Source organism: Sphingopyxis sp. GW821-FHT12C06 (genome assembly GCF_058807415.1).
This window is the reverse complement of the sequence record NZ_JBXAQR010000004.1, coordinates 239,580-263,655: the sequence shown is the minus strand read 5'-3', so window position 1 is coordinate 263,655 and position 24,076 is coordinate 239,580. Positions and strand designations below refer to the sequence as shown.

The following is a 24,076-nucleotide window of genomic DNA, read 5'->3' as shown; positions in this document are numbered from 1 at the left end:
AGAGGAGCCTCCAAGTCCAATAAGAAGCACTTCAGAGACAAAATATATCAAATATCGAAATTTTTACTTAGCAAAAATACTAGAGATAATAATGATTTGATGGTTAAATTGCGCGGACTCCGACTGTTAACCACCTAATTAGCGGGAACTTTCATTCGTTTCCGCTATTCTGCGACTCAGGGACCAATTCCCTGCGAAGGAGATGCCTCATGCGTTCGTCACGTCTCGAGTTTCGTCCTGCCCACCTCATCCTCATCCCGGCATGCCTCGCGCTCGCCGCCTGCGAATCGTCAGGCAGCTATCGCGTCGGCAGCGTCGGCACTGGCGGAGCCACTGGCGCTGCCGGCCCGCAGGGCGCGGCTGGCCCGACCGGTCCAGCGGGCCCTGCCGGCGCCACCGGTGCGACCGGCGCCACTGGTGCAACCGGCGCGACCGGGGGTAGCCTGGCCCTCGGCAATGCTGGCGCGCTCGCCGTCGGCGGGCTAGTCGGCCCCGGCGGTGTCGCCGGCACCGGACTGCTCGCCAACACCGGCGACCGGGCTAGCGTCAATCCGGTGATCGGCGGGGTGCTCGTCAAGACGGGCGGCCTCGTCAATGTCGTCGCCGACAAGGGCCTGTTGCTGGCCAACGCCATCGACAGCAAATTGCCCGGCAGCACCAACCTTGTCGGCACCGTCGTCGGCGTTGTCAAAAGCACCGGTGTCGCGCTTGTCCAGACCGGCAATGGCCAGCAATATCTGGTCGATGGCCTTGCCGCTGCACCCGGCCAGCTGATCACCGCAACGATCGGCAAGGCAACCGCGATTGGGTCGCCCGGCGCGTCGCCGTTGATCGGCGCGAGCCTGCTGTCGCCCACACAGACCGGCGGATCGCTACTCACCGTCGGCGTCGGTTCCGGCGGCCAGCTGGTAACCGTGCAACCCGGAAGTGGCGGAAATCTGCTCGGCGCAATCGCGACGCCTGCCGGCGGCGCGACGGGCAATCCGGTCGCGCTGGTCGGATCGACCGTTACTGCGGTGACGGGAACGCTCGCTCAGGTCGCGGGCGGCGCCACCGGCGGCGGAACCGGCGGTAACGCCGTGACCGGCCTCGTCGGGGGTGTCCTCGGAGGCGGCGGCACCGGCGGAACGGGCGGCAATGCCGTCACGGGCCTCGTCACAGGCGTTACCGGCACTGTCGGCGGCGTGCTGGGCGGCGGCGGAACTGACGGCAATGCCCTCACCGGCACCGTTGCAGGCGTTACCGGCACCGTCGGCGGCCTGCTCGGCGGCCTGAAGCCAAAGGGCGGCAACTGAGCCGCTCGCTGCGCAGTCTGCGCAGCGCCTGGACCGCGGCGGCGACAGGAGCCTTGCTCCTTCCCGCCGCGGCCTCGGCAGCGCAGCCGGCCGCCACCCCGCTCGACGGACGGCCGCCGCTTTCACCTTCCGACAACCGCCGCGATCCGCTGCCCGATCCCGAAACCGCGAATCTCTCGCTCGGCAAGGTCGAACTCGGCGCGCGCAGCGATATCATCATCCGCGAGATTCGCTTCGTCGGCGCCGGCGTTCCCGCCAATGTCGCGCGCGCCGCGCAGCGCTTTGTCGGCAAGCCCGCATCATCGGACAATCTGGCCCGCCTCGCCGGCGTAATGACGCGCGCCTACAGCCGGTCGAGCGTCGCGCTCTTCACCCTCGTCATCCCCGAACAGGATTTGTCGGAGGGTGTCGTCACCGTCGCCTCGGCCGAAGGTCATGTCGGCGCGGTCACGCTGAGCGGCGAACGCGACAGCGGCCCGGCGGCGCTGATCGCAAAAATGGCCGGAACATTACCCGGGCAGCGCCCGCTGCCGCGCGCACGCTTCGAACGCGTGCTCGGCAATATCGGCGATATTCCCGGGGTCACCGTCACCCCGACCCTCGCCCTCTCCGGCGAACCCGGCGCGGTCGCGCTCGACCTCGCGGTCGACGCCAAAAAGCCGACCGTGGGCCTGGGTTTCACCACCCGAACCAGCCGTTTCGTCAATGACGGAATTGTCGAGGCGAACGCCCGCGGTTCCAGCTTGCTGCGCAGCGGCGACGAAACGCGGCTGACCGGCGCCGCGGCGCTCAACTTCAAATCCCTGCTCTATCTCGCAGCCAGTCATTCGACCCCGATAGGGATCGGCGGGACCCGTGCGGAAATTTCCGGCGCGGCACTGCGGACCCGCCCGGCGGGGCTCGCCGTCAACGGCGAGGCATGGAGCGGAGGCGTCGGCATCACCCATCCGGTCATCCGCGCGACGCGTCGCAACCTGACCTTCGCGGCGCGGCTCGATTATCTCGATTCGCGCAACGCGCTGTTCGGATCGACGATCGCCGCCGAAAAAACCTGGACCGCCAGCAGCAGCCTCGCCTTCCGGTTCAGCGAGGACCGCACCGTGCTGGGCGCGCGCATCAGCGCGTCCCAGGGCCTCGGTTTCGCGGGGGCGCGGGTCGATCCCGACGTCGGCGAGGAAGATTTTCTCTATGCCGATGGAGGGCTCGAGGCGAACCAGGCCGTCGGCAAGGTCGCGGTCATCCGCGTCGCCGCGACCGGGCGATGGACGCGCGATCGCGTTCCGGCAGCGCAGCGTTTCAGCGTCGGCGGCGCCACCTTCGGTCGCGCCTTCGACGACGGGCTCGTCAACGGCGACCGCGGCGTCGCAGGCTTCACCGAACTCGCACTGCGCCCCTTGCGCAACGGCAAGCTCGCAAAAAGCGAAATCTATGGCTTCGCCGACTATGCCGATGTGACGCTGCTCGCGCGTCCGGGGGCGCCGCAAACCGGCTTTCAGCTCGGCAGCTGGGGTGGCGGCGTACGCCTCGCCTATGCCGAATATGCCAATATCGGGGTCGAGGTCGCCGACGCGTGGAAACAGCCGGTGCCGGGTTTCGATCAGGGCTGGCGGGTGGCGCTCAGCTGGAAATTGTCGCTCCGGCCCTGACCGTTCGCGGCGACCAGCGCGGCTTCGGCGACCCCGAGGCGCTCGACCGCGGGATAAAGATCCTCATTCTCGCGCTCGATCCGTATCGCAAGCAGGTCGAGCACGAGGCGGGTCTCGCGGCAAAAGCCTGGCCAATCGGCAGCGACCATATCCTCGGTCCATTTGCCGTCATAAACCTCGAAATCCCCGGCAATATCACCCACTTCCGCGACGAATTCGCATGCCATCCGGATCAGCGCCGCGTCGCCGCTCGCCTTCAGCCGCGGATAGAGCACCCAATCCTCGCATTTCAGGTGGCGCACCAGCGTATCGCGCAGCATCCCGCGTACCGAACAAAGCTCGGTCGGTCGCGGCGGGAGCGGCTGATCGATCAGGTCCATCAATATGCGGGACAAGGTGGCCAGTGCATCATGTTCGGCACGCAGCCGACGCATTTCATGTCCGATAGACATAGAGGTCCCCCGCTTCGAGTGGCCCCCGGATATTAGGTTAGTGGCGGATGATGAAAAGAGGGTAAAATCGCGGTCGTCGCCGGATTGGCAGCAATCGTGCGCGGCAGGATCAGCCGGACCGCGAGGCCGCCCAGACGGCTATCCGCCAGCACCAGATCGCCGCCCATCGCACGGGCTGTCTTGTGCGCTGTCGCCAGCCCCAATCCCGCGCCACCTGCGCAGCTTCCCCGCGCGCTATCAAGGCGGCGGAACGGCAACAGGGCCTCGATCCGCCGGCCGGGGGCAATACCGGGCCCGTCATCCTCGACCGTCACGACAATATGATCCGCCCCAGCGTCGCCGAGCGTCAGTTCGATATGTCCGGCATGGCGGCGCGCATTGTCGATCAGATTGCCAAGGATCCGCTTGATCGCCAGCGGCCGCGCGGTAACGAGACACGCGTCGGGACCATGGCAGACGATGTCGTCGCCCATATCGGCGGCGCTGTCGGCGAGGGTCGCGACGAGCGCGGCGATGTCGATCAACCGCGCCTGTTCATCCTCGCCGCTGCGCACATAGTCGAGCGTCGCCTCGATGAAATGCTCCATCTCGCTCAGGTCGGCGGCGATCGCATCCTGCGTTTCGCGGTCCGCGATCATCGAGGCACGCAGGCGCAGGCGCTGGATCGGCGTGCGCAAATCATGCGAGACTGCGACCAGCGCCTGCGTCTGATCCTCCAGCGCCTGGAATAGCCGCGCCTGCATCGCGGCAAAGGCGGTGGCGACGCGTTGCACTTCGGGCGGACCTTCGGCCTTGAATGCCCCGACCACGCGCATCCCCGTGGCGTCGGCCGCCGCGGCGAGCGTGCGCAGCGGGCGCACCAGCCGGTGGATCATCCACAAGGCGACGCCGAGCACCCCTGCCATCAACAGCATATGGAGAAGCGCAACCATCGCCGGACGCGGCGGCGCGCCCAGATAGGGGCTGACACGAAAGCTGATATACGACCCGTCGGCCAGCCGCAGCGCGCCGACAAGATCGCGCGCACCCGCCTCCGCCGACGGCATCAGCGTCAGCCGCAATTCGCGCGTCGCCAGCGCCGGTTTCGCATCGACCAGTCGCGCGCGCATCGCCGCGAGCTGGTCGAACGCCCGGCTGAAATCGGTAATCACCGTCCGCGGCACCCAGTTGAGCGCGACGCCGTCACCCGCCAGATCGTGCATCAGCCGTTCGCGGTCCCTGGGCGGGTTCGCGAGCGCCACGCGCTCCCCCTCGACCAGCCGCGCGGCGATCCGCTCGACCTGCCCGGCCGGGACCAGCTCGCGCTCCTGCCAGCGGTGCAGCGCGACATTGCCCAGAAATTCCAGCGCAACGGCGCAGACCAGCACCAGCGCGATCCGCCCGACCATACCCAGCCGAAGCATTTTCATGCTCAGGCGACGGTCACATCGGCAGCGAACATATAGCCGACCCCGCGCACGGTGCGGATCAGCGGGCGCGACTTGCGGCCGTCGCCCAGCTTGCGGCGCAGGCGGCTGATCAGCACGTCGACGCTGCGGTCGGTCGCCGACCCGACGCGGCTGCGCGCCAGTTCGAGCAGGCGGTCGCGCCCGATCATCCGCTGTGGATAGCGCAGCAAGGCGAGCAGCAATTCATGCTCGGCGGCGGTCAGATCGACCTCGGCTCCCGACGGCGCGATCAGTTCGCGACGCCGCGCATGATAATTCCAGCCCGCGAAATCGAAACGTTCGGGCGCCGGAATGTCGAGCGGGACATGGACGTCATGCGCCCGCCGCAGCACCGCGCGCACCCGCGCCAGCACTTCGGACCGCCCGAACGGCTTGGCGATATAGTCGTCCGCCCCCAGATCGAGCCCCGCGACCCGGTCGCTTTCCTGCCCGCGCGCGCTGATCATGATGATCGGCACGCGGCTGCGCGCCCGGATCGTCCGGCACAGGTCGAGCCCGTTCTCGCCAGGCAGCATGATGTCGAGCAGGATCAGGTCGATCTTTCGCTCGCCCAGCGTGGCGGCGAGTTCGGCGCCGTCGGCCGCCCCCGTCACGTCATAACCGCATTCGCGCAGGATGCGCGCGAGCAAGGTCCGCACCCCGGCATCGTCGTCGACCACGACGATATGATGCGGGATCGCCGGCGCGCGCAGCACCTCCCCCGACATCGTCCGATCGATAACCGCCGTTTGTAACAAAGCATTGCTCCTCGCGGCGCACGCCGCATTCGCCGTTGACCCGGCCCGCCATAGCCAGCAGGCGCGCTTCCGAAACTGAGCTGCTAATTATTCTCAATATCGGAGAAATTCAATGGTCCCCTCATTCGCCCGCCCGGCGCGCTTCGGATACGCCGTCTGCGCCCTCGCGATCGCCACCGCGCTCGCCGCGCCCGCATCGGCCGACGAAGCCGCTGCACCCGGCAGCGACATCGTGGTCACCGCCGCGGGCTATGAGCAGAAGATTACCGACGCGCCCGCCAGCATCACCGTGGTCACCGCCGAGGAGTTGCGCCAGCGCCCCTATATCACGCTGATCGACGCGGTTCGCGACATCGAGGGTGTCGACGTCGGCGAGACCTCCGACAAGACGGGACAGCGGACGATCAGCATCCGCGGCATGGGGTCCGACTATACGCTCATCATGATCGACGGCCGGCGCCAGAACAACCATGGCGACATCTATCCGAACAGCTTCGGCGGCAACCAGTTCAACCACATTCCGCCGCTCGACACGATCGAGCGTATCGAGGTCATTCGCGGCCCCGCCTCGACCCTCTATGGCGCCGACGCGCTGGGCGGCGTGATCAACATCATCACCAAAAAGATACTCGATCGCTGGACCGGGTCGGCAACCTTCGGCCGCAGCATCCAGGAAGATTCCGACTTCGGCGACGACATGACCTTCGACGCCGCCGTCAGCGGCCCCGTGGTGCCGGGACTCATCGGCGTCAAACTGCGTGGGTCCTATTACAAGCGCTACCCGTCGGAACCCGATTTCGCGCCGGTCGTCGATCCCGCCGGCGTCTCGCACGTCCGCGGCCTCGGCTTTGGCGGCGGCGGCAAGACCGTGCAGAATACCAACCGCAGCTATGGCGGCTCGATCATTTTCACGCCCTCGCCCGACCACAGCTTCACCTTCGACATCGATTATTCGAAGCAGGTTTATGACAACACCCCGATCGTCGATCCCGCCACCGGCGTGATCACCTATCCGCTCGGCACGCTCGACGGCATCGAAAGCATCTGGCGCGCGAGCGGCGGCGTGGTGCAGCCGCGCGTCGGCTATACCGAAAATCAGGTCTTCGACCGGCTGAGCTGGGCCGCGACCCACCACGGCGACTGGGGCTTTGCGCGCAGCTTCCTGTCGTTTGCCTATATCGAGACGAACAACAAGGGCCGCACCATGCCCTTCTCGGTCGCCGAACGACAGCTCCTGCAACAGATGTTCAGCGGAACGGGCGCCTATGCCGGCATGCCGGCCGCCGCACGCCGCGCGCTCGCCGCACAGACTTTCCTGCCGCGCCCGCTCCGCAAACTCGAAAGCGCGCAATATACGCTCGACGGCCGCATCGACATTCCGGTCGAAGATCTCGCCGGCCGCCACAATTTCGTGATCGGCGGCCAGTATATCGATGGCACGCTCGACGACGGCGTGTTCGGGCTCGAAGCCGCGGTCGGCGGCATCAAGGCGGTGCAGGACCACAAGATCTGGTCGCTGTTCGCCGAGGACAACTGGACGCCGTTCGAGGGCTTTTCGATCACCGGCGGCGTCCGTTACGACGATCACAACCTGTTCGGCGGCCACTTCAGCCCGCGCCTTTACGCCAATTACAGCATCACCCCGACCCTGACGGTCAAGGGCGGCGTCAGCACGGGATACAAGACCCCCAAGACCACCGATCTTTACGACGGCATTCGCGGCTTCGGCGGGCAGGGCACCAGCCCCTTCATCGGCAACCCCGACCTGAAGCCCGAGACCAGCGTCAACAGCGAGGTCGCGCTCTACTGGAACCCGACCGCCGCCAGCGGCATCAACGTCACCCTGTTCCACAACAAGTTCAAGGACAAGATCGACACGACGCTCGTCCGGCCGTGCGCCGTCACCAACTTCGTGCGGCCCTGCGCCAATCTTGGCGATTACTGGACGGTCCTCGGGCTCGGCAGCTCGATCAGCATCCCGTTCAACATCGACAAGGCGCGGATCAAGGGCGCCGAAGTCGCCGGCCGCTACGAATTTTTCGACGGCCTCTCGATCCGCGCCAACTATACCTACACCGACAGCAAGCAGTTGACCGGCACGTCGAAGGGCCAGCCGCTTACCCAGTCGGCAAAGCATATGGCCAATGCGACCATCGACTGGGAACCGCTCGACGGCCTGACGGCGCAGCTTTCGGCCGAGCATCGCTCGCGGCGCTATCGCGGCGTCGCGACCGGCGGCGACCATCTCTATTACAAGAGCTACACCGTGGTGAACTTCGGCGCGCAATATCGCCTCAACGACCATCTGACGCTCAGCGGCCGGGTCAACAATCTGCTCGATCAGGATTTCCGCGCCTATGACGTCGACTTCGGCGATCCGGTGAACGGCGCCTACACCCCGACCTACATCGATCATTACAACAACAAGGACAAGGCGCGCAGCTATTGGGTCAGCGTCAACGCACGCTTCTGATCCGGTCAGGGGCCGGGGCTTTACGCTCCGGCCCCCTGGTCGTCCTTCGCGGCGCGCCGGCGCGGCGGCCGCTTCTTCACTTCCGCTATGGCATCGGGCGCCCCGCCACGGGACGCCATAACGCCCGCCGGCACCGCCGGCACCGCCTCGCCGCGCGCCTCGGCCGCCTCGATCCATTCGCGCCAGACTTCGGGAATCTCGGCCCCCGCCTGCAACCAGCCCGCCTCGCCCGCGATCCGAAGCCCCGGCACGTCATCGGCCGGCCCCTCGCCGAGTTGCAGCGGCCCAAGATAGGGCGAATCCGTCTCGCCTAGCCGCACCAGCGGCGCCGCGACGTCGTCGACCTGCGCCGCGATGCCCGCACCCCCGCCCGCCTCGACCGCCGCGTCGATCTCGCGCTGCCGCGCCGCGAGCGCCAGCAGAGCCGCGTCGATCTCTGCCGTCGCTTGTGCGTCGAGCGCCACCCCGTTGAACCCCTCCAGCACCCCCGCCGCGCCGTCCTGCCGCGCGCCCGGACCCGCGCCGCCCGTTCCGCCGTCGCCCATGCCGCCATCGCCATGGATCACCGTCCGCACCGTCGTCGTCGATGCCTCGGCCGCCGCCGCCGCGCCACCCTCTCCGCCGCCGCTCACCGCCCCCGCGCGGGTCGAGAAATAGTTGATCGTCGTGCGTTTGCCGCTCGCATCCTGCCCGTAGTGGCGCAGGCAGAACATCAGCAGCGCATCATTGTGCCGCCGCCGGAACCCCATCAGCTTGCCCGCGACGAACACCGGCTCCAGATAGCCGTCGATCGCGCGTTCGAACGCCACATCCTTCAACCGCGCCAGCCCGAAATCGAGCGCCGCCTCCCACGCCCGCCGGAAGCTCTCCGCGCCGGGCGCGCGCCGCAGCGTATAGCAGTTCGTCTGCGCCATATTGACCATCGCGGCGGCGCGGCTGACCGACCCCGTATCGGCGAGCGCAGCGATAAACGCCCGCTGCCGCTCGGGCGTCCACCCGTCGTGCCGGAACTTGCGCGGCACCGGCTCGAATTCGGGAAGCGGCGCCCGCCCCTCCGGCGCCACGGGTATCCGGTTCTGCATATCCTGCCTTCCTGCCAGTCTCGAGCGAAGTCGAGAGCCCAAACCGGGCAGGATATGTCAGACGGGAATTTTGTAGGAAAGCACTTTGTTCATGCTTTGTTTCAAATACAGCACCCGCCTAGCTGCAGGTCATCACGCGACATTTGGCGAAAGCCCAATGTTCCACGTTTCCACCGCCAAAAGACGTTGCATAAATGCCTCGGCGGTTCCCAATTTCAAAATGCTGCGCGGAAGATCACTTTCGCCCACGACCGCATGCGAAACATACTCGTGCCAGCAATGGTCGGCATCGGTTGGAACGCCTGCACTCCACCGATACAGTTTATCGTAGAGTGGCGGCAGTCCGATCTGCTCAGCAATAAAATACGTGCCCTCTTCCAGCTTCCTAAGCGCCGGAACCCAACGCTCCGCGCCTGCTGAACCTTCGAGAGCAACGCTTCCAAATGATTTGTAGTTGTCAGCATCTCGATAGAGATACTCGAACACCGTCCAAGCCATCGACCGCCCCAATTCTCGGCCAGTTCAGCCTTTAAAACAGGTTCGCCGATGATAGTCTAAAAACTGAGGGTGCGGCCAAAGATCAGTCCGTTTCGGAAGCAGTATTTTCCGATCAGCAGGGAACAGACGCAAAGCGGATTCTGGAACCCGCCCCTTCGCGATCAGGAGTCCATAGTTATCATCGATGGCCAAAAGCCCTTTGTCGAACATCCAATGGACCGTGCCCGACAAAGCAATGCCGTTCCGTACACTATCTGAACCATTGTCAGTGACAGGGCGTATGTGCGCGGCCTGCACCTCGGAACGACCACCATCGATAATAATCTTAATCCCCGTCGCGGCGCAGGTATCGGCATATGCGGATTTGACAGCCGCAGAAAACGCTCGATCCCGAAACGGACGGGAGACTAGCTGCTCCACGATCCGGCGCTCGACTTCCATCGGCTCATCATCAAAGGCCGGCAGAGAGTTAGCATCTGCTCCTATCAGCATCGGCTCCTCTTCGATGTCAGGTGCGGAGCGAACACGTGGTTCAAGCCCAATCACATGACCAAAGGCAGATCGCCAGATCAGGTCATACTCGGAATCCGGAAGTACTCGGACAGCTCGGCCGAATGCCCCCTTGTTGGTCGATCCATCCTCTTTGCGCAGTGCCGCTTCATAGTATTGACCGTTTTCACGAAAGGGAACCGGACGGGCAAATGGCAGATACCCTGAGACTTCGGCGTAAAAATGGTCGGCCAGTTCGGGATCAGGAATAATGCGGTCAACACGGGCTGTTGCAAAATACGCCTGTCGTCCGCCACGGCTAGACTCATCACCCGTCGATCGACGCGGCTCATAATACACAATCCAATCACCGACAGCTTGCTCGGCTTGAGCGAGATATGTCCGGGGGAAGTGATAACGCACCTCCGGGCTGTCTTTATAGGTCGGTGAAACCTTGGTGATGAAAATCGCTTTGCCCATACTATTGAGGCGAGCCTAATTCGCTCCGAGTTGAGGAACAAGCCGCAAATATTTTTATAGCGCAAGCGGTCGAAGCCGAAGGCTTCATAAGCTGGTATGATGCCCGCCGAAAGCATCCGACGCGGTCGGAGTATCGGCTCTATTACCCGGGCAATGACGTCACGGCCAAAATGGAAGAAGGCGACGCCCTTTTCCTTGCCCGACGCGAGGGCGGGGATTGCCTGGTCATCGCCACGCCCGGCGACAGCACGATGTACAACCAGCTGCTCTGGCTGTTCGGGATCGACATCCAGTCCGGGTTCCGGTTCAGCTTTCAGCCCGTCGGCGGCGCTGCCGATGCCGAACTGGACCTTGCCGCGCGCTTCATTCTGGAAACGCTCGACATCGACCCCGGCGATCCCGACAGGGCGACGATCGATGATCTGATCGAGCCGTTCGGCCTGACGATGCCCAAGACCAGAATCCTTTCCGAACTTGCCCGCCACTCGCTGGGCCTCGTCGACGTGCGGGACGCGCCCGATGCCGCCTTGATGGCGTGGATGGAACGCGAGGATCAGCTGTTCCGGCGGCTGGAGCGAAAGATTGTGGCCGAACGTCTTCGCGCCGGTTTTCAGACGCCCGATGGCGAACAGGATGTCGACGGCTTCATCGGTTTTTCGCTGGGCGTCCAGAACCGGCGCAAATCGCGCGCGGGGCTGGCGCTCGAAAGCCATATCGAGGCGCTGCTGATCGCGTTCGGGATCGCATATGATCGCGGCGCGGTGACCGAGAACGGAAACAAGCCCGACTTCCTGTTTCCCGGCGCCGCCGCCTATCGCGACCCCGATTTTCCCGCTTCGGGGCTTACGATGCTCGGGGCCAAATCGACTTTGAAAGAACGCTGGCGGCAGGTTCTGTCGGAAGCCGAACGCATCGGGACCAAGCATCTGCTGACGCTGGAGCCCGGCATTTCCGAAAAGCAGACCGCCGAAATGCAGGCAAAACATCTGCAACTGGTCATTCCGGCCGGACTGCACGCGACCTACAGGCCACAGCAACGCGCGTGGCTCATGGACGTGTCGGGTCTGATCGGGCTGGTTCAGGCGCGGCGGCGCTAGGCCTTACGCCGCTTCCAGTCGCAACAGATAGACATGCTCGCCGTCGAGCACCGTATCGCCATGCTGGTTGGTCACGCTCGCACGCATCGTGACGAGGCCGGTCGTGCGCTGCGGCTGAGCCCGGTGATTTCGAGGAGCGGGTAAAGCGTATCGCCGGGAAAGACGCTTTTCAGGATACGCGCACGGACCTCGATCATGCCGATCAGCGCGGTGCCGATCTCGTGCGGAAAGGTACCCGCACCGGCGGCGGTGAAGCAGAGGGTCTGCAAGCCATGCGCCAGCGGCCCCGGAAGCCCGAGCGTGCGGCAATATTCGGCGTCGTAATGGATCGGATGATTGTCGAGGCTCACCGCCTGAAAGGCCGCGAAATTCGCGTCGCCGATCGTCCGCGACGGAAGCGGATACAGGTCGCCGACGCACAGGTCGGCGAAGCCCTTGGCAGGCACCAGCCGGTGCCGCGCGTAAATATCCGGCAGCTTGGGCGTAGCGGTCACGGCGGCGGCGCGGCGGCGGAAACGGGCGCCGGCACCATGCCAAGCGCGGCGGAATCGATCGCCTCGACGGTCGAGGCCAGCGGATAAAGCTCGCCATCCTCGCGCTCGATCCGCTCGGCCAGCGCGCCCAAAATGCCCCTGGTCGCGGCGCAATAGCCCGGCCAGTCGGCGGCGATCGCATCGGGCAGCCATTGGCGGCTATAGGCGCTGAACGCTTCGGAAATATGGCCCATTTCGTCGGCGAAATTCTGCGCCGTGGCGGCCAGTTGCCGATCGTCGCTGGCGAGCATCGAGGGGTATAAAACCCAATCCTCGCGCTTCAGATGGGCGATCAGCTGGTTGCGCAACCGGGTGCGTGCGCCGTGAAAATCGTCGAGCGCCGCGCGATCGGTCGGAAAAGCGCCGTTCAGATAGCCTCCAAGCGTCGTTGCCAGGGCCAGCAGCCGGCTATGCTCGGTCGTCAGTCGTTCGATTTCCGCACGCATCGTCATCGCCGCACCCTCCATCGCTGATGAGTATCGGCGTATCGCAGTCATGTGAAGAAAAGTTGAATTTCGCGGGCAGACAGAACCGCGCATTAAAAAGGCGCCAGGGTCGAAACCCTGGCGCCTTTTGTTTAGGCCGCTTTCTTCCGCGACGCTTTCTTGCGCTCGTTCGGGTCGAGGATCGCCTTACGAATGCGGATATTCTTCGGGGTCACTTCGACCATTTCATCATCGTCGATATAGGCGATCGCCTGTTCCAGCGTCATGCGGCGCGGCGGGGTGAGGCGGATCGCGTCATCCTTGCCGGTCGAGCGGAAGTTGGTGAGCTGCTTCGACTTCATCGGGTTGACTTCGAGGTCGTCGGGCTTCGCATTCTCGCCAATGATCATCCCTTCGTACAGCGCCTCACCGGGCGAGACGAACAGGATACCGCGCTCTTCGAGCGGGCCGAGGGCATAAGCGACGGCTTCGCCATTGCCGTTCGAGATCAGGACGCCGTTCTTGCGGCCTTCGATCGGACCTTTGTGCGGGCCGTACTTCTCGAACAGGCGGTTCATGATCCCGGTGCCGCGCGTGTCGGACAGGAATTCGCCATGATAGCCGATCAGGCCGCGCGACGGACCGCTGAAGGTGATGCGGGTCTTGCCGCCGCCCGACGGACGCATGTCGGTCAGGTCGGCCTTGCGGATCTGCATCTTCTCGACAACCGTGCCGCTATGTTCGTCGTCGACGTCGATGACGACGGTTTCATACGGCTCGGTGCGCTTGCCATTTTCGTCTTCGCCGAACAGCACGCGCGGGCGGCTGATCCCGAGTTCAAAGCCTTCGCGGCGCATCGTTTCGATGAGCACGCCGAGCTGAAGCTCGCCGCGGCCCGCGACATCGAAGCTGTCCTTGTCGGCGCTTTCGGTGATGCGGATCGCAACATTGGTTTCGGCTTCGCGCATCAGGCGGTCGCGGATCATGCGGCTCGTGACCTTGCTGCCCTCGCGGCCCGCCATCGGCGAATCGTTCACGGCAAAACGCATCGACAGCGTCGGCGGATCGATCGGCTGCGCGGCGATCGGTTCGCTGACGGTCGTGTCAGCGATGGTGTTCGCAACGGTCGCCTGCGCGAGGCCCGCGATCGCGACGATGTCGCCCGCGCGGGCTTCTTCGACGGGAACGCGCTCGAGCCCACGGAATGCCAGCAGCTTCGACGCGCGGCCGGTTTCGATAATCTTGCCATCCATGTCGATCGCATGGATCGGCTGGTTGACCTTGATCGAACCCGACTGGACACGGCCGGTCAGGATACGCCCGATGAAATTGTCGCGGTCGAGCAACGTCGCAAGGAAGGTGAAGGGACCATCTACATCGAGGCCCGGCGTCGGGACGTGGCTGACGATCGTCTTGAACAGCGGCTCAAGCGTGCCTTCGCGCGCGTCGGGGCTGTCCGAGGCGTAGCCGCCGCGACCCGAGGCATAAAGGATCGGGAAGTCGAGTTGTTCGTCATTAGCTTCGAGCGCAAGGAAAAGCTCAAACACTTCGTCGAGCACTTCAGCGGCGCGCGCGTCGCTGCGATCGATCTTGTTGACGACGACGATCGGCTTGAGGCCAAGCGCCAGCGCCTTGCCGGTCACGAACTTGGTCTGCGGCATCGGGCCTTCGGCCGAATCGACGAGCAGGATAACGCCGTCGACCATCGACAGGATGCGTTCGACTTCGCCGCCGAAATCGGCGTGACCCGGGGTGTCGACGATGTTGATGCGGGTGGTGTTTTCACCCTCGCCCCATTCGACGCTGGTGCATTTCGCGAGGATGGTGATCCCGCGTTCTTTTTCCAGATCGCCCGAATCCATCGAGCGTTCTTCGACGCGCTGGTTGTCGCGGAAGGTGCCCGACTGGCGGAAAAGCTGATCGACGAGGGTGGTCTTGCCATGATCGACGTGCGCGATGATGGCGATATTGCGCAAAGACATGCGGATGTGGCCTTGATGAAGGGGGCAGCACGCAGGGCGCCGCGAAACGCCGCGCCCCTAACAGAAGCGGTGCTGCGCCGCAACAAAATTGCCGGGCTCGCACAATTTGTCAACTTTGCGCACATCGCTTAAGGCAACCCATCACAAATTTCAATAATTATTGAAACTTTAGAAATGAAGGCGTATCCATGCGCCATGGATATTTCCCCTGATTCCCCAGCGCCCTCCCTATCTGCGCCGTTCCGGCTCTCCCCGCTTGCGCAGGCGTTTGTCCTGCATTTCGGCGAGATGGGGAGCCGCTGGGGGATCAACCGCACCGTCGGACAGATTTACGCGATGCTCTTCCTCGCCGAAGCGCCGCGCCACGCCGAGGAAATCAGCGAGGCCCTCACCCTCTCGCGCGGCAGCGTGTCGATGGGGCTGAAGGAACTCGCCAGCTGGAACCTCGTCCAGCTGCGCCACCTGCCCGGCGACCGGCGCGACTATTATGAGACCCCGCGCGACGTGTGGGCGATCTTCCGTACGCTGGTCGAAGAACGCAAGAAGCGCGAAATCGACCCGACGTTGTCGATGCTGCGCGGGCTGCTGATCGAACCCGCGCACGACGCCGCCGACCAACATGCGCAAGAACGCATCGCGGCGATGCACGAACAGATCGAATTGCTGACCGACTGGTACGCCGAAATGCGGCGGCTCGACAATGAACGGCTGCTCCAGCTTTTGCGTTTGGGATCGCATGTGGTAAAGGCATTGGAGTTCAAGGACCGCATACTTGGGCGTGGCGGTGCCCAGGGAGACAGCGACTTGCTGTCGGACAGGGGACGGTAGAAATGGACGCGATTGATCCGTTGATGCTCGCGCGCATTCAGTTTGCGGCCAATATCAGTTTTCATATTTTGTTTCCGACGATCACCATCGCGCTCGGCTGGGCGTTGCTGGGGTTCAAGCTCGCCTATAATCGCACTGGCAACGACGCCTGGATGGACGCCTATCGCCTGTGGGTGAAGATTTTCGCGCTCAGCTTTGCAATGGGCGTCGTCTCGGGCATCACGATGAGCTTCCAGTTCGGCACCAATTGGCCGGGCTATATGGAACGCGTGGGCAATGTTGCGGGGCCGCTGCTTGCCTATGAGGTACTGACCGCCTTCTTCCTCGAAGCCGTCTTCCTCGGCATCATGCTCTTCGGTTTTCGCCGCGTCCCCAATTGGGTCCACACCATGGCGACCTGCCTCGTCGCGGGCGGCACGACCTTGTCGGCCTTCTGGATCATCGCGCTCAACAGCTGGATGCAGACCCCCGCGGGTTTCGAGCTGCGCGACGGTATCGTCCATGCGACCGACTGGTGGGCAATCATCTTCAACCCGTCGATGCCGTACCGGCTGATGCACATGCTTCTCGCCTCGGCGCTCACCGTCTCCTTCCTGATCGCCGGGATGAGTGCCTGGCGCTGGCTCAAGGACGGCGGCGGCGAAGGCGTGCGCCGCACCTTGAAGGCCGCCGTCTATGCCGCGGCGCTGCTGATCCCGGTGCAGATTTTCGTCGGCGACATGCACGGGCTGAACACCCTCGAGCATCAGCCGCAGAAGGTTGCGGCGATGGAGGCGAACTGGGAAACGCGCAGCCATGTCCCGCTCGTCCTCTTCGCAATCCCCGACGAAAAAGCGCGCACCAACCATCTGGAAATCGCCGTCCCCTCGGGCGCCAGCCTGATCCTGAAGCATGAGGCGGCGGGGGTCGTCCCCGGACTCAATGACTATGTCGGCAATCATCCGCCGGTCGGGCCGCTGTTCTGGGGTTTCCGCATTATGGTCGGGATCGGGATGCTGATGCTGCTGACATCATGGGCCGCAAGCTGGACGATCGGGCGACGCGGGGTCGACGCGCTGCCGCGCTGGCTCGCCCGCGCGCTGGTCGCGATGACCTTCTCGGGCTGGCTCGCAACGCTCGCGGGCTGGTATGTCACTGAAATCGGCCGCCAGCCGTGGCTCGTCACCGGCGTCCTCAAGACCGCCGATGCGGTCGGGCCGATCGGCGCGGGAATGGTCGCCAGCTCGCTCGCGCTCTACCTCACCGTCTACGCCATACTGCTCGCCGCCTATATCGCGGTGCTGTACCGCCTCGCCAGGCTCGGCAAGGCGGCCCCTGAGGTCAAGCCGATGTTCCCGCTGCCCGGCGGCGGCGAAGGCCCGGCCGAAGCGCTGGAGGTAAAGTCATGACCCCCTTCTTCGACGCCTGGTGGCTGCCCGTGATCTTTGCCGGGCTGATGGGCCTGTCGATCCTGCTCTATGTCATCCTCGACGGCTATGATCTGGGCGTCGGGATGCTGACGCGGCTGGAGAAGGACGAGAATCGCGACCTGATGGTCGCCTCGATCGGTCCCTTTTGGGATGCCAATGAAACCTGGCTGGTACTCGGCATCGGCTTGCTGCTCGTCGCCTTTCCGGTCGCGCACGGGCTGATCCTGACCCAGCTTTACCTGCCCGTCGTGCTGATGCTCGTCGCGCTGATCCTGCGCGGCGTATCCTTCGAATTCCGTGCCAAGGCGCCCCCCGAGCAGAAGCATCGCTGGGACAGCGCCTTTTTCTATGGCTCGCTGATCACCGCGCTCTGTCAGGGCTATATGCTCGGTGCCTATGTTCTGGGGTTCGACCAGAGCCTCGCCTCGGTGCTCTTCTGCCTGCTCGCCGCACTTGGCCTTGTCGCGGGCTATCTCTTCGTCGGCGCGTGCTGGCTGATCTACAAGGTCGAGGGCGAGCTGCAAAAGCGCGCGGTGCGCTGGGCCGAGGTCACGCTCTGGCTGACCGCGCTCGCGATGGCGATCATCTCGATCGCGACCCCGCTCTTGTCGGAGCGCATCTTCGAGCGCTGGTTCCGCCTGCCCGAGATTATCGCGCTGCTGCCGATCCCGATCGCCGCCGCGACCCTGTTCATCGGCCTCGCCATCTTCCTGCGCCGCCCGCTGCGCGCGAAGGACGAGCTATCATGGGTCCCGCTCGCGACCGCGGGCGTGCTGTTCGCGCTGGGTTTCGTGGGCATCGCATACAGCTTTTACCCCTATCTGATCGCTGATCGGCTCGACATCTGGCAGGCGGCGGCGAGCCCGGAATCGCTGATGATCATTTTGGCGGGCGCGGTGTTCGTGTTGCCCGTGATTCTGGGTTATTCGATCCTCGCGCACTGGATCTTCCGGGGGAAGGCGACGCATCTCAGCTATGATTGACGTGGATTACGGGTGATGGCCCGTATGTCCGTTCCCCGGCGAAAGCCGGGGCCCATGATGTCACAAAACGGACGTCGCTTGGTGGCGCTTTTGCCTCCTGCCCCTCGTCAGCAAGCGAACTGGGTCACAGCATCGCGACCAGCCGCTCGACCTCCGCCGCCGCCAGCCGCGCCGCGCGTACCAGATTGGCGTGGAAATCATCGCCGCTGTCGCCGTTTGCTTCGTCGGTCACCGCCTTGATCGCGGCCCAGGGCTTGCCCAGCCGCGCCGCGACCTGCGCGACCGCGCCGACCTCCATGTCGACCAGCGTCGCGCCGAGATGATTCGCGAGATCGGCGGCGGCATCGGGGCAGGCGACGAAGCTGTCGCCGCTCGCGATGCGCGCGTGCGATAGGCCAAGGCCGGGGTCGGGCATGGCGGTGAAATGCGCCTCGCCCGGCTCACCGATCGGCCATTCGCCAGCGCGATAGCGGCGGAACAGGCCGGGTTGAACTGCGCCATAGTCATGCTGCACCGCCTCGGCGATCCAGTATGCTCCCGGCGCGGCGCCAAGTGCGCCGCAGGTACCGGTCATCAGCAACATGTCGGCGTCGGCGCCCAGCATGCCTGCGCATAAGGCGGCGTTGACCTTGCCGAGGCCGCAGGTGGCGATGGTGAGATTGTGGCTGTGGATGGCGATACGGCGGGCCGCGCAGCGGTCGGCGTCGGACACGCCGGTGCCGGGGAACAGGGCGCCGGATTCTTCGGGGAGCGCGGCGAGGATAAGGATATTGGCCATGGTGGCGGTTTACCCGACTTGGCGGATTAGCCAATCCTCCCCATCGCTGCGCGACAGGGAGGATCGATGCGCTTGCCAACCGCCCCGCATCCCGTCATCGCTCTCCCAATGCTGTCCCGTATCTTCCCCGACCGTTTCGTCCCCGTGCTGCTCGCGACGATCCTGCTCGCAAGCTTGCTCCCGGTGCGCGGCGCCGCGGTACCGATCGCGCAGGGGCTGTCGACCGCGGCGATCGTCTTTCTCTTTTTTCTCAATGGTGTGCGCCTGCCGCGCGACGAAGTACTGCATGGCATTCGCAACTGGAAATTGCAGGGCGGCGCGCTGACCTTTTGCTTCGGCGCGATGGCGCTGCTTGGGCTGGCGGCACAGGCGGCGACCGCTCCGCTGCTCCCCGCGACGCTCGCGCTCGGCTTTCTCTTTCTCGGTATTCTTCCCTCGACCGTCCAGTCGGCGACCGCCGCGAGCAGCCTTGCCGGCGGCAATGTGGCGGCCAGCGTCGTCGCGGCGGCGCTGCTCAATCTCAGCGGGGTGATCGTCTCCCCGCTGCTCTTCGCCGCGCTCGCGGGCAGCGCGGGCGAGATCAGCGGCGCGGGCGCGCTGCGCATCGTCGCGATCCTGCTGCTACCCTTCATCGTCGGCCAGCTGGTGCAGCGCTGGCTGCGGCCGTGGGTGCTCGCGCATCGCGGGCTCGCGACCTTCATGGATCGCAGCGCGATCGCGATCGCGGTCTATGTCGCCTTTTCGGCGGCAGTGGTCGCGGGAATATGGGATTTGCTCGACGGGCGCGAGATTGGCATCGTCATTGGCGTCGTCGCGATTTTGCTCGCGCTGTCCTTTGGTGGAGCATGGCTTTTCGGGGCGCTGCTGCGCCTCCAGCGCCCCGACCGCATCACCCTGCTATTTTCGGGCGCGCAGAAAAGCATCGCGGTCGGCGCTCCGCTCGCCGCGACGCTGTTTCCGCCCGCGGTTGCCGGCATGGTGCTGGTCCCGATCCTCGTCTATCATATGGCGCAATTGATCCTGTCGGCATGGATCGCACCAGTGTTGAATCGTACAACGCGGGTGTAGTGGTTGAATAACACAGGGCCGCATGCCATATAGGGTGCGGCATCGGGGTGGAAGGAAGACGAATGAGCGAAGCAACTGCAACCGCAACGGTGACCGACGAGCTGAAGCTGACCCCGCCCGATCCGGTGCCGGCGGTCTCGCCCGAAAAGGCCGCCGGGCTTGTCCCGCTGTCGGGCGAGCAGAAATCGAAGCTCGAAGAACGCGTCGACGGCTTCATCGACGATCTGGTCGCGCAGGACGTCAACTCCCCCGCCTTCGGCCAGAAGGTCGACCAGATCACCAATATGGGCCGCAAGGAAATGCTGGAGGCGGCGAACCAGTCGAACCGTTTCCTCGACCGTCCGATCAAGGCGATGGACCGCGACACCGACATTGGCCAGAATCTGATTGAACTGCGCAACACCGTCGAGCGGCTCGATCCGTCGGCGAATGGCAAATTCCTCACCAAGCGCGGCTTTTTCGACAAGATCCTCGGCAACAAGGTCGGCAATTATTTCGCGCAGTACCGCAGCGCGCAGACGCATATCGGCGGCATCCTGACCGCGCTTGCCAATGGCAAGGACGAGCTGTTGATGGACAATGCCGCCATCGACGTCGAACGCCGCAAGCTGTGGGAAGCGATGGGCAAGCTGGAGCAGATGGTCCACATCGCGGGCACGCTCGACGCGAAACTCGAAGCCAAGGCGAACGAACTCGACGGTGTCGACCCGGCGAAGGCGAAAGTGCTGCGCGAAAATGCGCTCTTCTATGCGCGCCAGCGGACGCAGGATCTGCTCACGCAAATGGCGGTGACGGTGCAGGGCTATCTCGCGCTCGACCTCGTCAAAAAGAATAATGTCGAGCTGGTGAAGGGGGTCGAACGCGCCTCGACCACCACCGTCGGCGCGCTGAAGACCGCGATCACCGTCGCGCAGGCAATGACCAATCAAAAGCTGGTGCTCGAACAGATCACGGCGCTCAACACGACGACCGCGAACATCATCGACGGCACGTCGAAGATGCTCAAGGACAACACCGCGCGCATCCACGAGCAGGCCGCATCGAGCACTATCCCGATGGAAACGCTGCAGCGCGCCTTCCAGAATATCTATGACACGATGGACGCGATCGACACCTTCAAGCTGAAGGCGCTCGACAGCATGAAGACCACCGTCAACACGCTCGAGGGCGAAGTCGCGAAGTCGAAGGGCTATATCGCGCGCGCCGAGGGCGCATCACAGGCGCAGGCGAGCGTCGGCGGCGCCGACAGTCCGCTCGCGTCGCTCGAGGGCTAAGGCACACATGACAATGAGCGAAGTCGACAAGATCCGGCTTTCGGCGGCATCGGCGATCGAACGGTCGCGCGAGCGCCGGCGCCCGATCGGGACGAAGAGCGTCGCGCTGCGCCGCCAGCATGTCTTCAGGAAGCTCGGGCGGATGCTTGTCGCGGGGGGCGTGGTGCTCGTCGGGGCCGCGCTGTTCGGGACGCTGATCCAGCCGCTCGGTTTCCTCGGCCTGCTCGCACTGATCGTGCTCTTGATCGGGGTTGGAGTGTTGTTCGGCAAATGGCCGCCCTTCCCCGAGCCGCGCCAGGCAGATCTGCCGAAGGCCGATCTGAAACAGCTCGCGGGGCGCACCGAAATCTGGCTCGAGGCGCAGCGCCCGATGCTTCCTGCACCCGCCAAAACGCTGGTCGACGGCATCGGGGTCCAGCTCGACCTGCTCGCGCCGCAGCTCCAGACGCTCGACGCATCAAGCCCGGCGGCGGCAAATATCCGCAAGCTGGTGGGCGAGGATCTCCCCGAACTGGTTGCGGGCTATCAGCGCATTCCGGCGGGGCTGCGCAAGGAAGCGCATGCCGGGCGCACCCCCGACGAAACGCTCGTCGGCGGGCTGAAGATGCTCGAAAGCGAGATCGGCAATGCCGCGCGCAGCCTCGCCGCGGGCGACCTCGACAAGCTCGCGACGCGCGAACGCTATCTCCAGCTCAAATATCAGGGCATCGACGGCGAGGACACGCCGGGCGCCTAAAGCCCCTCGCCGCCCATCCAGTGGGCATTGACCAGCCGCCGCGCAAGCGCGCTCACCTGGATACGGATGTCGGGGACTGCGACCACTTCCCACAGGTCGCCGCGCGTCATCGGGCCGATGGCAAGGATATGCTCGGACACGCGGCCCTTTGCATCGATGACGTGGCTGTCGCGGTCAATGTCGAGCCCCAGCCGCAACGCGTCGGGGCGAATCCGGCCTGCCGATAGCATGTGGCGAACAAGCGGGTCGGACGAGCGAAGCAAATCGCCCTGCGGCCCGGTGCAATTGATCATCCGCGCCGCGCGCGTCGTTTCCATCCCCTCCTCCCCGCGCGGACGCCATGATATGGCGAGTCCGTCGCGCTCGACGGCCACATCCGCGATCTTGCCCGCGCGAAAGCTCAACTGCCCCGATGCGACAAGCGCGTCGATCCGGTCGGCAACGTCGGGCGCCAACCGGTGGCGATGGACGTCCCAGAAAGGGCGGAGGTGACGCAGGAAGCGGGCGCGCTTTCCGGCATCGGCCGACGCCCACATCATCTGGGTGATCGGGCGGATCGAATCGACGACGAGCCGCCAGTCGCGGTCCCGCGCTTCGCCGCGCGCCCAGCCCACGAGTTCGGACAGTTCGGGCGCGGGCTTCGCGAGCACCGGGCGCGGCGCGGGCAATCCGTCGAGATGGCGATGCGGACGGAGGCCCCGGCGCGACAGCGCGGTGATCGGGCCAGTGAAGCCGCGCGACGCCAGACGCAGGATGACATCGATCGCCGTGAGCCCGGTGCCGACGACCAGCAACGGCGCATCGCGCGGCAGCCCCTCGTCGAAGTCCGCGGCCCACGGATCACCGATATAGCGGTGCGCAGGCAGCCCCGCGCCCGCGATGGCGGGCGGATCGTGCGGCGGCAGATTGCCGATCGCGAGCACCGCGCGGTCGGCCTCGATCAGCCCGCCATTGACGAGCCCCAGCGTGACCTGCCCACGCTTTTCCTCGATATCGAGCACTTCGTCATCGACCAGCTTCAGCCGGCGGCCGTGGCGCTCCATCGCGGCGGCCAGCGTTTCGCGCAAATAGCGGCCATAGGTCGCGCGGGTGACGAAGGCGTTGCCGCACCCCAGCCCGCGCGCCTCCAGCCATTGGCAGAAATGGTCGGGACGGTCAGCAAAGGCGCTCATATTCGCTGCGCGCACATTCAGAAAATGCGCCGAATCCGAGCTGCTATAGGCGACCCCGCCGCCCATGCGATGCCGGTCGCGCTCGATCAGCAGCACTTCGACATCGGCCTGCTCGACAAGGTTGATCGCGAGCAATGTTCCCGAAAAACCCGCGCCGACGATCGCAACGCGGGTCGCGGTGCGCAAGCGTGGGCGGGGGTGGTGCAGTTCGGTCCCGACGAAATTCACCGGCGCACCACATCGCCCGCGACGGTGACGCGTTCGAGCAGGCGGTGCGCGGGCCAATAGTCGCCGACGGCATAATGCTGGGTCGAGCGATTGTCCCAGATGCCGATCGCATTGGGCGTCCAGCGAAAGCGCACTTGATATTCGGGCACCTTGATGCGGTCGAACAGCAGCTTTAGCAGGCTATCGCTTTCATCCTCCTCCAGCCCGATAATGCGGCTGGTGAAGGTGTAATTGACGTAGAGGATCTTTTCGCCCGTTTCGGGATGGGTGCGGACGACCGGATGGCGCACCGGCGGGAAGTCGCGCGCGAGCTGCGCGCGCTTTTCCTCGGTCACGCGGCCGCCGAAGCTGCGCACGATATCATGTTCGGCTTCCAGCCCCTCGATCCGGTCCTTCACCGCTTGCGGCAGGCCGGCATAAGCGGCGGCAGTGTCAGCCCATAATGTGTCGCCGCCCAGCGGCGGCAGCGCGCGCGCGCGCAGGATCGACGCGACCGACGGCCGCTCGCGGAAGGTCACATCGGTGTGCCATTTATTATAGGCTTGGAAGGGCGCGAGCGTTTCGGCGGAAAGCTGGACGCCCTCGACGCCTTCGATCCGCAGCACTTCGGGATAGCCCGGAACATGCGGGATCACCGGATGGCCTTCGATCTCGCCAAAGAATTGCCCGAGCCGGACATGGCTTTCATAGCTGATGTCCTGGTCACGAAAAAAGAGCACCTTGAACTCGAGCCACGCGGCGCGGAGCAGGTCGCCTTCTTCGGACGACAGCGGCCGGTCGAGGTCGAGCCCACCAATTTCGGCGCCAAGCGTCGGGGTCGAAGGCAGAATCGCAATGCCGAGCGAACGGGCGGCGTCGAACAGGTCGGGGATATGGGCCTGGCTGGCCATGGGCACTCTCCTCTTGTCGAAAATGGGACATCGGCCCGGTCGACTCGTGTACGTCCCGATCGCTCGAACAATA

General features: G+C 64.8%; 22 protein-coding genes. 10 read left to right on the top strand and 12 right to left on the bottom strand.

Annotated features, from left to right (window positions below):
• Window positions 1-209 precede the first annotated feature (209 nt).
• Window positions 210-1,295, top strand: coding sequence for a hypothetical protein (locus AC1RRJ_RS13500; RefSeq protein WP_493123521.1), 1,086 nt, complete (start codon window positions 210-212; stop codon window positions 1,293-1,295).
• Window positions 1,296-1,348: 53 nt separating this feature from the next.
• A complete protein-coding gene (locus tag AC1RRJ_RS13495) occupies window positions 1,349-2,941 on the top strand; it encodes a ShlB/FhaC/HecB family hemolysin secretion/activation protein (protein WP_493123519.1) in 1,593 nt (530 codons plus the stop codon).
• Here the strand turns inward: AC1RRJ_RS13495 and AC1RRJ_RS13490 are convergent.
• The 3 genes from AC1RRJ_RS13490 to AC1RRJ_RS13480 are packed head-to-tail and all read right to left on the bottom strand — an operon-like array spanning window position 2,893 to window position 5,548.
• Entirely contained in the window at window positions 2,893-3,375 is a 483-nt protein-coding gene (locus tag AC1RRJ_RS13490) for a hemerythrin domain-containing protein (RefSeq protein WP_493123517.1), read from the bottom strand. The genes AC1RRJ_RS13495 and AC1RRJ_RS13490 overlap by 49 nt on opposite strands.
• A 50-nt stretch (window positions 3,376-3,425) precedes the next feature.
• Window positions 3,426-4,802, bottom strand: coding sequence for an ATP-binding protein (locus AC1RRJ_RS13485; protein WP_493123515.1), 1,377 nt, complete (start codon window positions 4,800-4,802; stop codon window positions 3,426-3,428).
• Window positions 4,803-4,804: 2 nt separating this feature from the next.
• Window positions 4,805-5,548 (bottom strand): response regulator, encoded by a 744-nt coding sequence (locus tag AC1RRJ_RS13480; RefSeq protein ID WP_493124136.1) that lies wholly within the window; start codon window positions 5,546-5,548, stop codon window positions 4,805-4,807.
• 142 nt (window positions 5,549-5,690) lie between these two features.
• Here AC1RRJ_RS13480 and AC1RRJ_RS13475 point away from each other — a divergent pair, with 142 nt between their 5' ends.
• Window positions 5,691-8,051, top strand: coding sequence for a TonB-dependent receptor domain-containing protein (locus tag AC1RRJ_RS13475; protein WP_493123513.1), 2,361 nt, complete (start codon window positions 5,691-5,693; stop codon window positions 8,049-8,051).
• 20 nt (window positions 8,052-8,071) lie between these two features.
• On the opposite strand, the gene AC1RRJ_RS13470 is transcribed toward AC1RRJ_RS13475, so the two are convergent.
• The 3 genes from AC1RRJ_RS13470 to AC1RRJ_RS13460 all read right to left on the bottom strand — a co-directional run bounded on the left by AC1RRJ_RS13470 (window position 8,072) and on the right by AC1RRJ_RS13460 (window position 10,600).
• Window positions 8,072-9,133, bottom strand: coding sequence for a hypothetical protein (locus AC1RRJ_RS13470; RefSeq protein ID WP_493123511.1), 1,062 nt, complete (start codon window positions 9,131-9,133; stop codon window positions 8,072-8,074).
• 132 nt (window positions 9,134-9,265) lie between these two features.
• On the bottom strand, window positions 9,266-9,631 hold the full coding sequence (locus AC1RRJ_RS13465) for a hypothetical protein (RefSeq protein WP_493123509.1): 366 nt from the start codon (window positions 9,629-9,631) through the stop codon (window positions 9,266-9,268).
• Window positions 9,632-9,655: 24 nt separating this feature from the next.
• Window positions 9,656-10,600, bottom strand: a complete 945-nt coding sequence (locus tag AC1RRJ_RS13460) for an HNH endonuclease (RefSeq protein ID WP_493123507.1) — start codon at window positions 10,598-10,600, stop codon at window positions 9,656-9,658.
• Window positions 10,601-10,770: 170 nt separating this feature from the next.
• Between AC1RRJ_RS13460 and AC1RRJ_RS13455 the strand changes: the two genes are divergently transcribed.
• Window positions 10,771-11,697: a type II restriction endonuclease gene (locus tag AC1RRJ_RS13455; protein WP_493123506.1), complete on the top strand. Its 927-nt coding sequence runs from the start codon at window positions 10,771-10,773 to the stop codon at window positions 11,695-11,697.
• A 71-nt stretch (window positions 11,698-11,768) separates the two neighbouring features.
• On the opposite strand, the gene AC1RRJ_RS13450 is transcribed toward AC1RRJ_RS13455, so the two are convergent.
• From AC1RRJ_RS13450 to typA, 3 genes are all read right to left on the bottom strand, one after another.
• Window positions 11,769-12,191 carry a MaoC family dehydratase gene (locus AC1RRJ_RS13450; protein WP_493123504.1) on the bottom strand — a complete coding sequence of 141 codons (423 nt, stop codon included), beginning with the start codon at window positions 12,189-12,191 and terminating at the stop codon, window positions 11,769-11,771.
• On the bottom strand, window positions 12,188-12,682 hold the full coding sequence (locus AC1RRJ_RS13445) for a hemerythrin domain-containing protein (protein ID WP_493123502.1): 495 nt from the start codon (window positions 12,680-12,682) through the stop codon (window positions 12,188-12,190). The genes AC1RRJ_RS13450 and AC1RRJ_RS13445 overlap by 4 nt, the downstream gene beginning before the upstream one ends.
• 125 nt (window positions 12,683-12,807) lie before the next feature.
• Window positions 12,808-14,637 carry a translational GTPase TypA gene (typA, locus tag AC1RRJ_RS13440; RefSeq protein ID WP_493123500.1) on the bottom strand — a complete coding sequence of 610 codons (1,830 nt, stop codon included), beginning with the start codon at window positions 14,635-14,637 and terminating at the stop codon, window positions 12,808-12,810.
• 195 nt (window positions 14,638-14,832) lie between these two features.
• Between typA and AC1RRJ_RS13435 the strand changes: the two genes are divergently transcribed.
• From AC1RRJ_RS13435 to AC1RRJ_RS13425, 3 genes are read left to right on the top strand one after another with little or no spacing between them, the layout of a single operon-like run.
• Window positions 14,833-15,465 (top strand): GbsR/MarR family transcriptional regulator, encoded by a 633-nt coding sequence (locus AC1RRJ_RS13435; RefSeq protein ID WP_493123498.1) that lies wholly within the window; start codon window positions 14,833-14,835, stop codon window positions 15,463-15,465.
• A gap of 2 nt (window positions 15,466-15,467) precedes the next feature.
• Window positions 15,468-16,853, top strand: a complete 1,386-nt coding sequence (locus AC1RRJ_RS13430; protein ID WP_493123496.1) for a cytochrome ubiquinol oxidase subunit I — start codon at window positions 15,468-15,470, stop codon at window positions 16,851-16,853.
• Complete coding sequence (locus AC1RRJ_RS13425; RefSeq protein ID WP_493123494.1) at window positions 16,850-17,857, top strand: cytochrome d ubiquinol oxidase subunit II; 1,008 nt, start codon at window positions 16,850-16,852, stop codon at window positions 17,855-17,857. Before AC1RRJ_RS13430 ends, AC1RRJ_RS13425 begins: the two co-directional genes overlap by 4 nt.
• A gap of 124 nt (window positions 17,858-17,981) precedes the next feature.
• Here AC1RRJ_RS13425 and AC1RRJ_RS13420 read toward each other — a convergent pair whose 3' ends face one another.
• A complete protein-coding gene (locus tag AC1RRJ_RS13420; RefSeq protein WP_493123492.1) occupies window positions 17,982-18,635 on the bottom strand; it encodes a 5'-methylthioadenosine/S-adenosylhomocysteine nucleosidase family protein in 654 nt (217 codons plus the stop codon).
• A gap of 108 nt (window positions 18,636-18,743) precedes the next feature.
• On the opposite strand from AC1RRJ_RS13420, the gene AC1RRJ_RS13415 reads away from it, so the two are divergent.
• The 3 genes from AC1RRJ_RS13415 (at window position 18,744) to AC1RRJ_RS13405 (ending at window position 21,713) form a co-directional block, all read left to right on the top strand.
• Entirely contained in the window at window positions 18,744-19,703 is a 960-nt protein-coding gene (locus tag AC1RRJ_RS13415) for a bile acid:sodium symporter family protein (protein ID WP_493123490.1), read from the top strand.
• Window positions 19,704-19,765: 62 nt separating this feature from the next.
• Window positions 19,766-20,977, top strand: coding sequence for a toxic anion resistance protein (locus AC1RRJ_RS13410; protein ID WP_493123488.1), 1,212 nt, complete (start codon window positions 19,766-19,768; stop codon window positions 20,975-20,977).
• 13 nt (window positions 20,978-20,990) lie between these two features.
• Complete coding sequence (locus tag AC1RRJ_RS13405) at window positions 20,991-21,713, top strand: hypothetical protein (RefSeq protein WP_493123486.1); 723 nt, start codon at window positions 20,991-20,993, stop codon at window positions 21,711-21,713.
• Here AC1RRJ_RS13405 and AC1RRJ_RS13400 read toward each other — a convergent pair.
• Both AC1RRJ_RS13400 and AC1RRJ_RS13395 read right to left on the bottom strand, forming a co-directional pair.
• A complete protein-coding gene (locus tag AC1RRJ_RS13400; RefSeq protein WP_493123484.1) occupies window positions 21,710-23,071 on the bottom strand; it encodes an FAD/NAD(P)-binding protein in 1,362 nt (453 codons plus the stop codon). The two genes, AC1RRJ_RS13405 and AC1RRJ_RS13400, sit on opposite strands and share 4 nt — an antisense overlap.
• A gap of 38 nt (window positions 23,072-23,109) precedes the next feature.
• On the bottom strand, window positions 23,110-24,003 hold the full coding sequence (locus AC1RRJ_RS13395) for a TauD/TfdA dioxygenase family protein (protein ID WP_493123482.1): 894 nt from the start codon (window positions 24,001-24,003) through the stop codon (window positions 23,110-23,112).
• Window positions 24,004-24,076: the final 73 nt, after the last annotated feature.

Bases quoted from the DNA above. Each gene is read 5' to 3' on its own strand.
- AC1RRJ_RS13485 (WP_493123515.1), bottom strand. From the start codon at position 4,802: ATGAAAATGCTTCGGCTGGGTATGGTCGGGCGGATCGCGCTGGTGCTG.
- AC1RRJ_RS13500 (WP_493123521.1), top strand. From the start codon at position 210: ATGCGTTCGTCACGTCTCGAGTTTCGTCCTGCCCACCTCATCCTCATC.
- AC1RRJ_RS13475 (WP_493123513.1), top strand. From the start codon at position 5,691: ATGGTCCCCTCATTCGCCCGCCCGGCGCGCTTCGGATACGCCGTCTGC.
- AC1RRJ_RS13465 (WP_493123509.1), bottom strand. From the start codon at position 9,631: ATGGCTTGGACGGTGTTCGAGTATCTCTATCGAGATGCTGACAACTAC.
- AC1RRJ_RS13480 (WP_493124136.1), bottom strand. From the start codon at position 5,548: ATGTCGGGGGAGGTGCTGCGCGCGCCGGCGATCCCGCATCATATCGTC.
- typA (WP_493123500.1), bottom strand. From the start codon at position 14,637: ATGTCTTTGCGCAATATCGCCATCATCGCGCACGTCGATCATGGCAAG.
- AC1RRJ_RS13490 (WP_493123517.1), bottom strand. From the start codon at position 3,375: ATGCGTCGGCTGCGTGCCGAACATGATGCACTGGCCACCTTGTCCCGC.
- AC1RRJ_RS13435 (WP_493123498.1), top strand. From the start codon at position 14,833: ATGGATATTTCCCCTGATTCCCCAGCGCCCTCCCTATCTGCGCCGTTC.
- AC1RRJ_RS13415 (WP_493123490.1), top strand. From the start codon at position 18,744: ATGCTGTCCCGTATCTTCCCCGACCGTTTCGTCCCCGTGCTGCTCGCG.
- AC1RRJ_RS13430 (WP_493123496.1), top strand. From the start codon at position 15,468: ATGGACGCGATTGATCCGTTGATGCTCGCGCGCATTCAGTTTGCGGCC.
- AC1RRJ_RS13455 (WP_493123506.1), top strand. From the start codon at position 10,771: ATGGAAGAAGGCGACGCCCTTTTCCTTGCCCGACGCGAGGGCGGGGAT.
- AC1RRJ_RS13445 (WP_493123502.1), bottom strand. From the start codon at position 12,682: ATGACGATGCGTGCGGAAATCGAACGACTGACGACCGAGCATAGCCGG.
- AC1RRJ_RS13405 (WP_493123486.1), top strand. From the start codon at position 20,991: ATGAGCGAAGTCGACAAGATCCGGCTTTCGGCGGCATCGGCGATCGAA.
- AC1RRJ_RS13425 (WP_493123494.1), top strand. From the start codon at position 16,850: ATGACCCCCTTCTTCGACGCCTGGTGGCTGCCCGTGATCTTTGCCGGG.
- AC1RRJ_RS13410 (WP_493123488.1), top strand. From the start codon at position 19,766: ATGAGCGAAGCAACTGCAACCGCAACGGTGACCGACGAGCTGAAGCTG.
- AC1RRJ_RS13420 (WP_493123492.1), bottom strand. From the start codon at position 18,635: ATGGCCAATATCCTTATCCTCGCCGCGCTCCCCGAAGAATCCGGCGCC.
- AC1RRJ_RS13395 (WP_493123482.1), bottom strand. From the start codon at position 24,003: ATGGCCAGCCAGGCCCATATCCCCGACCTGTTCGACGCCGCCCGTTCG.
- AC1RRJ_RS13460 (WP_493123507.1), bottom strand. From the start codon at position 10,600: ATGGGCAAAGCGATTTTCATCACCAAGGTTTCACCGACCTATAAAGAC.
- AC1RRJ_RS13470 (WP_493123511.1), bottom strand. From the start codon at position 9,133: ATGCAGAACCGGATACCCGTGGCGCCGGAGGGGCGGGCGCCGCTTCCC.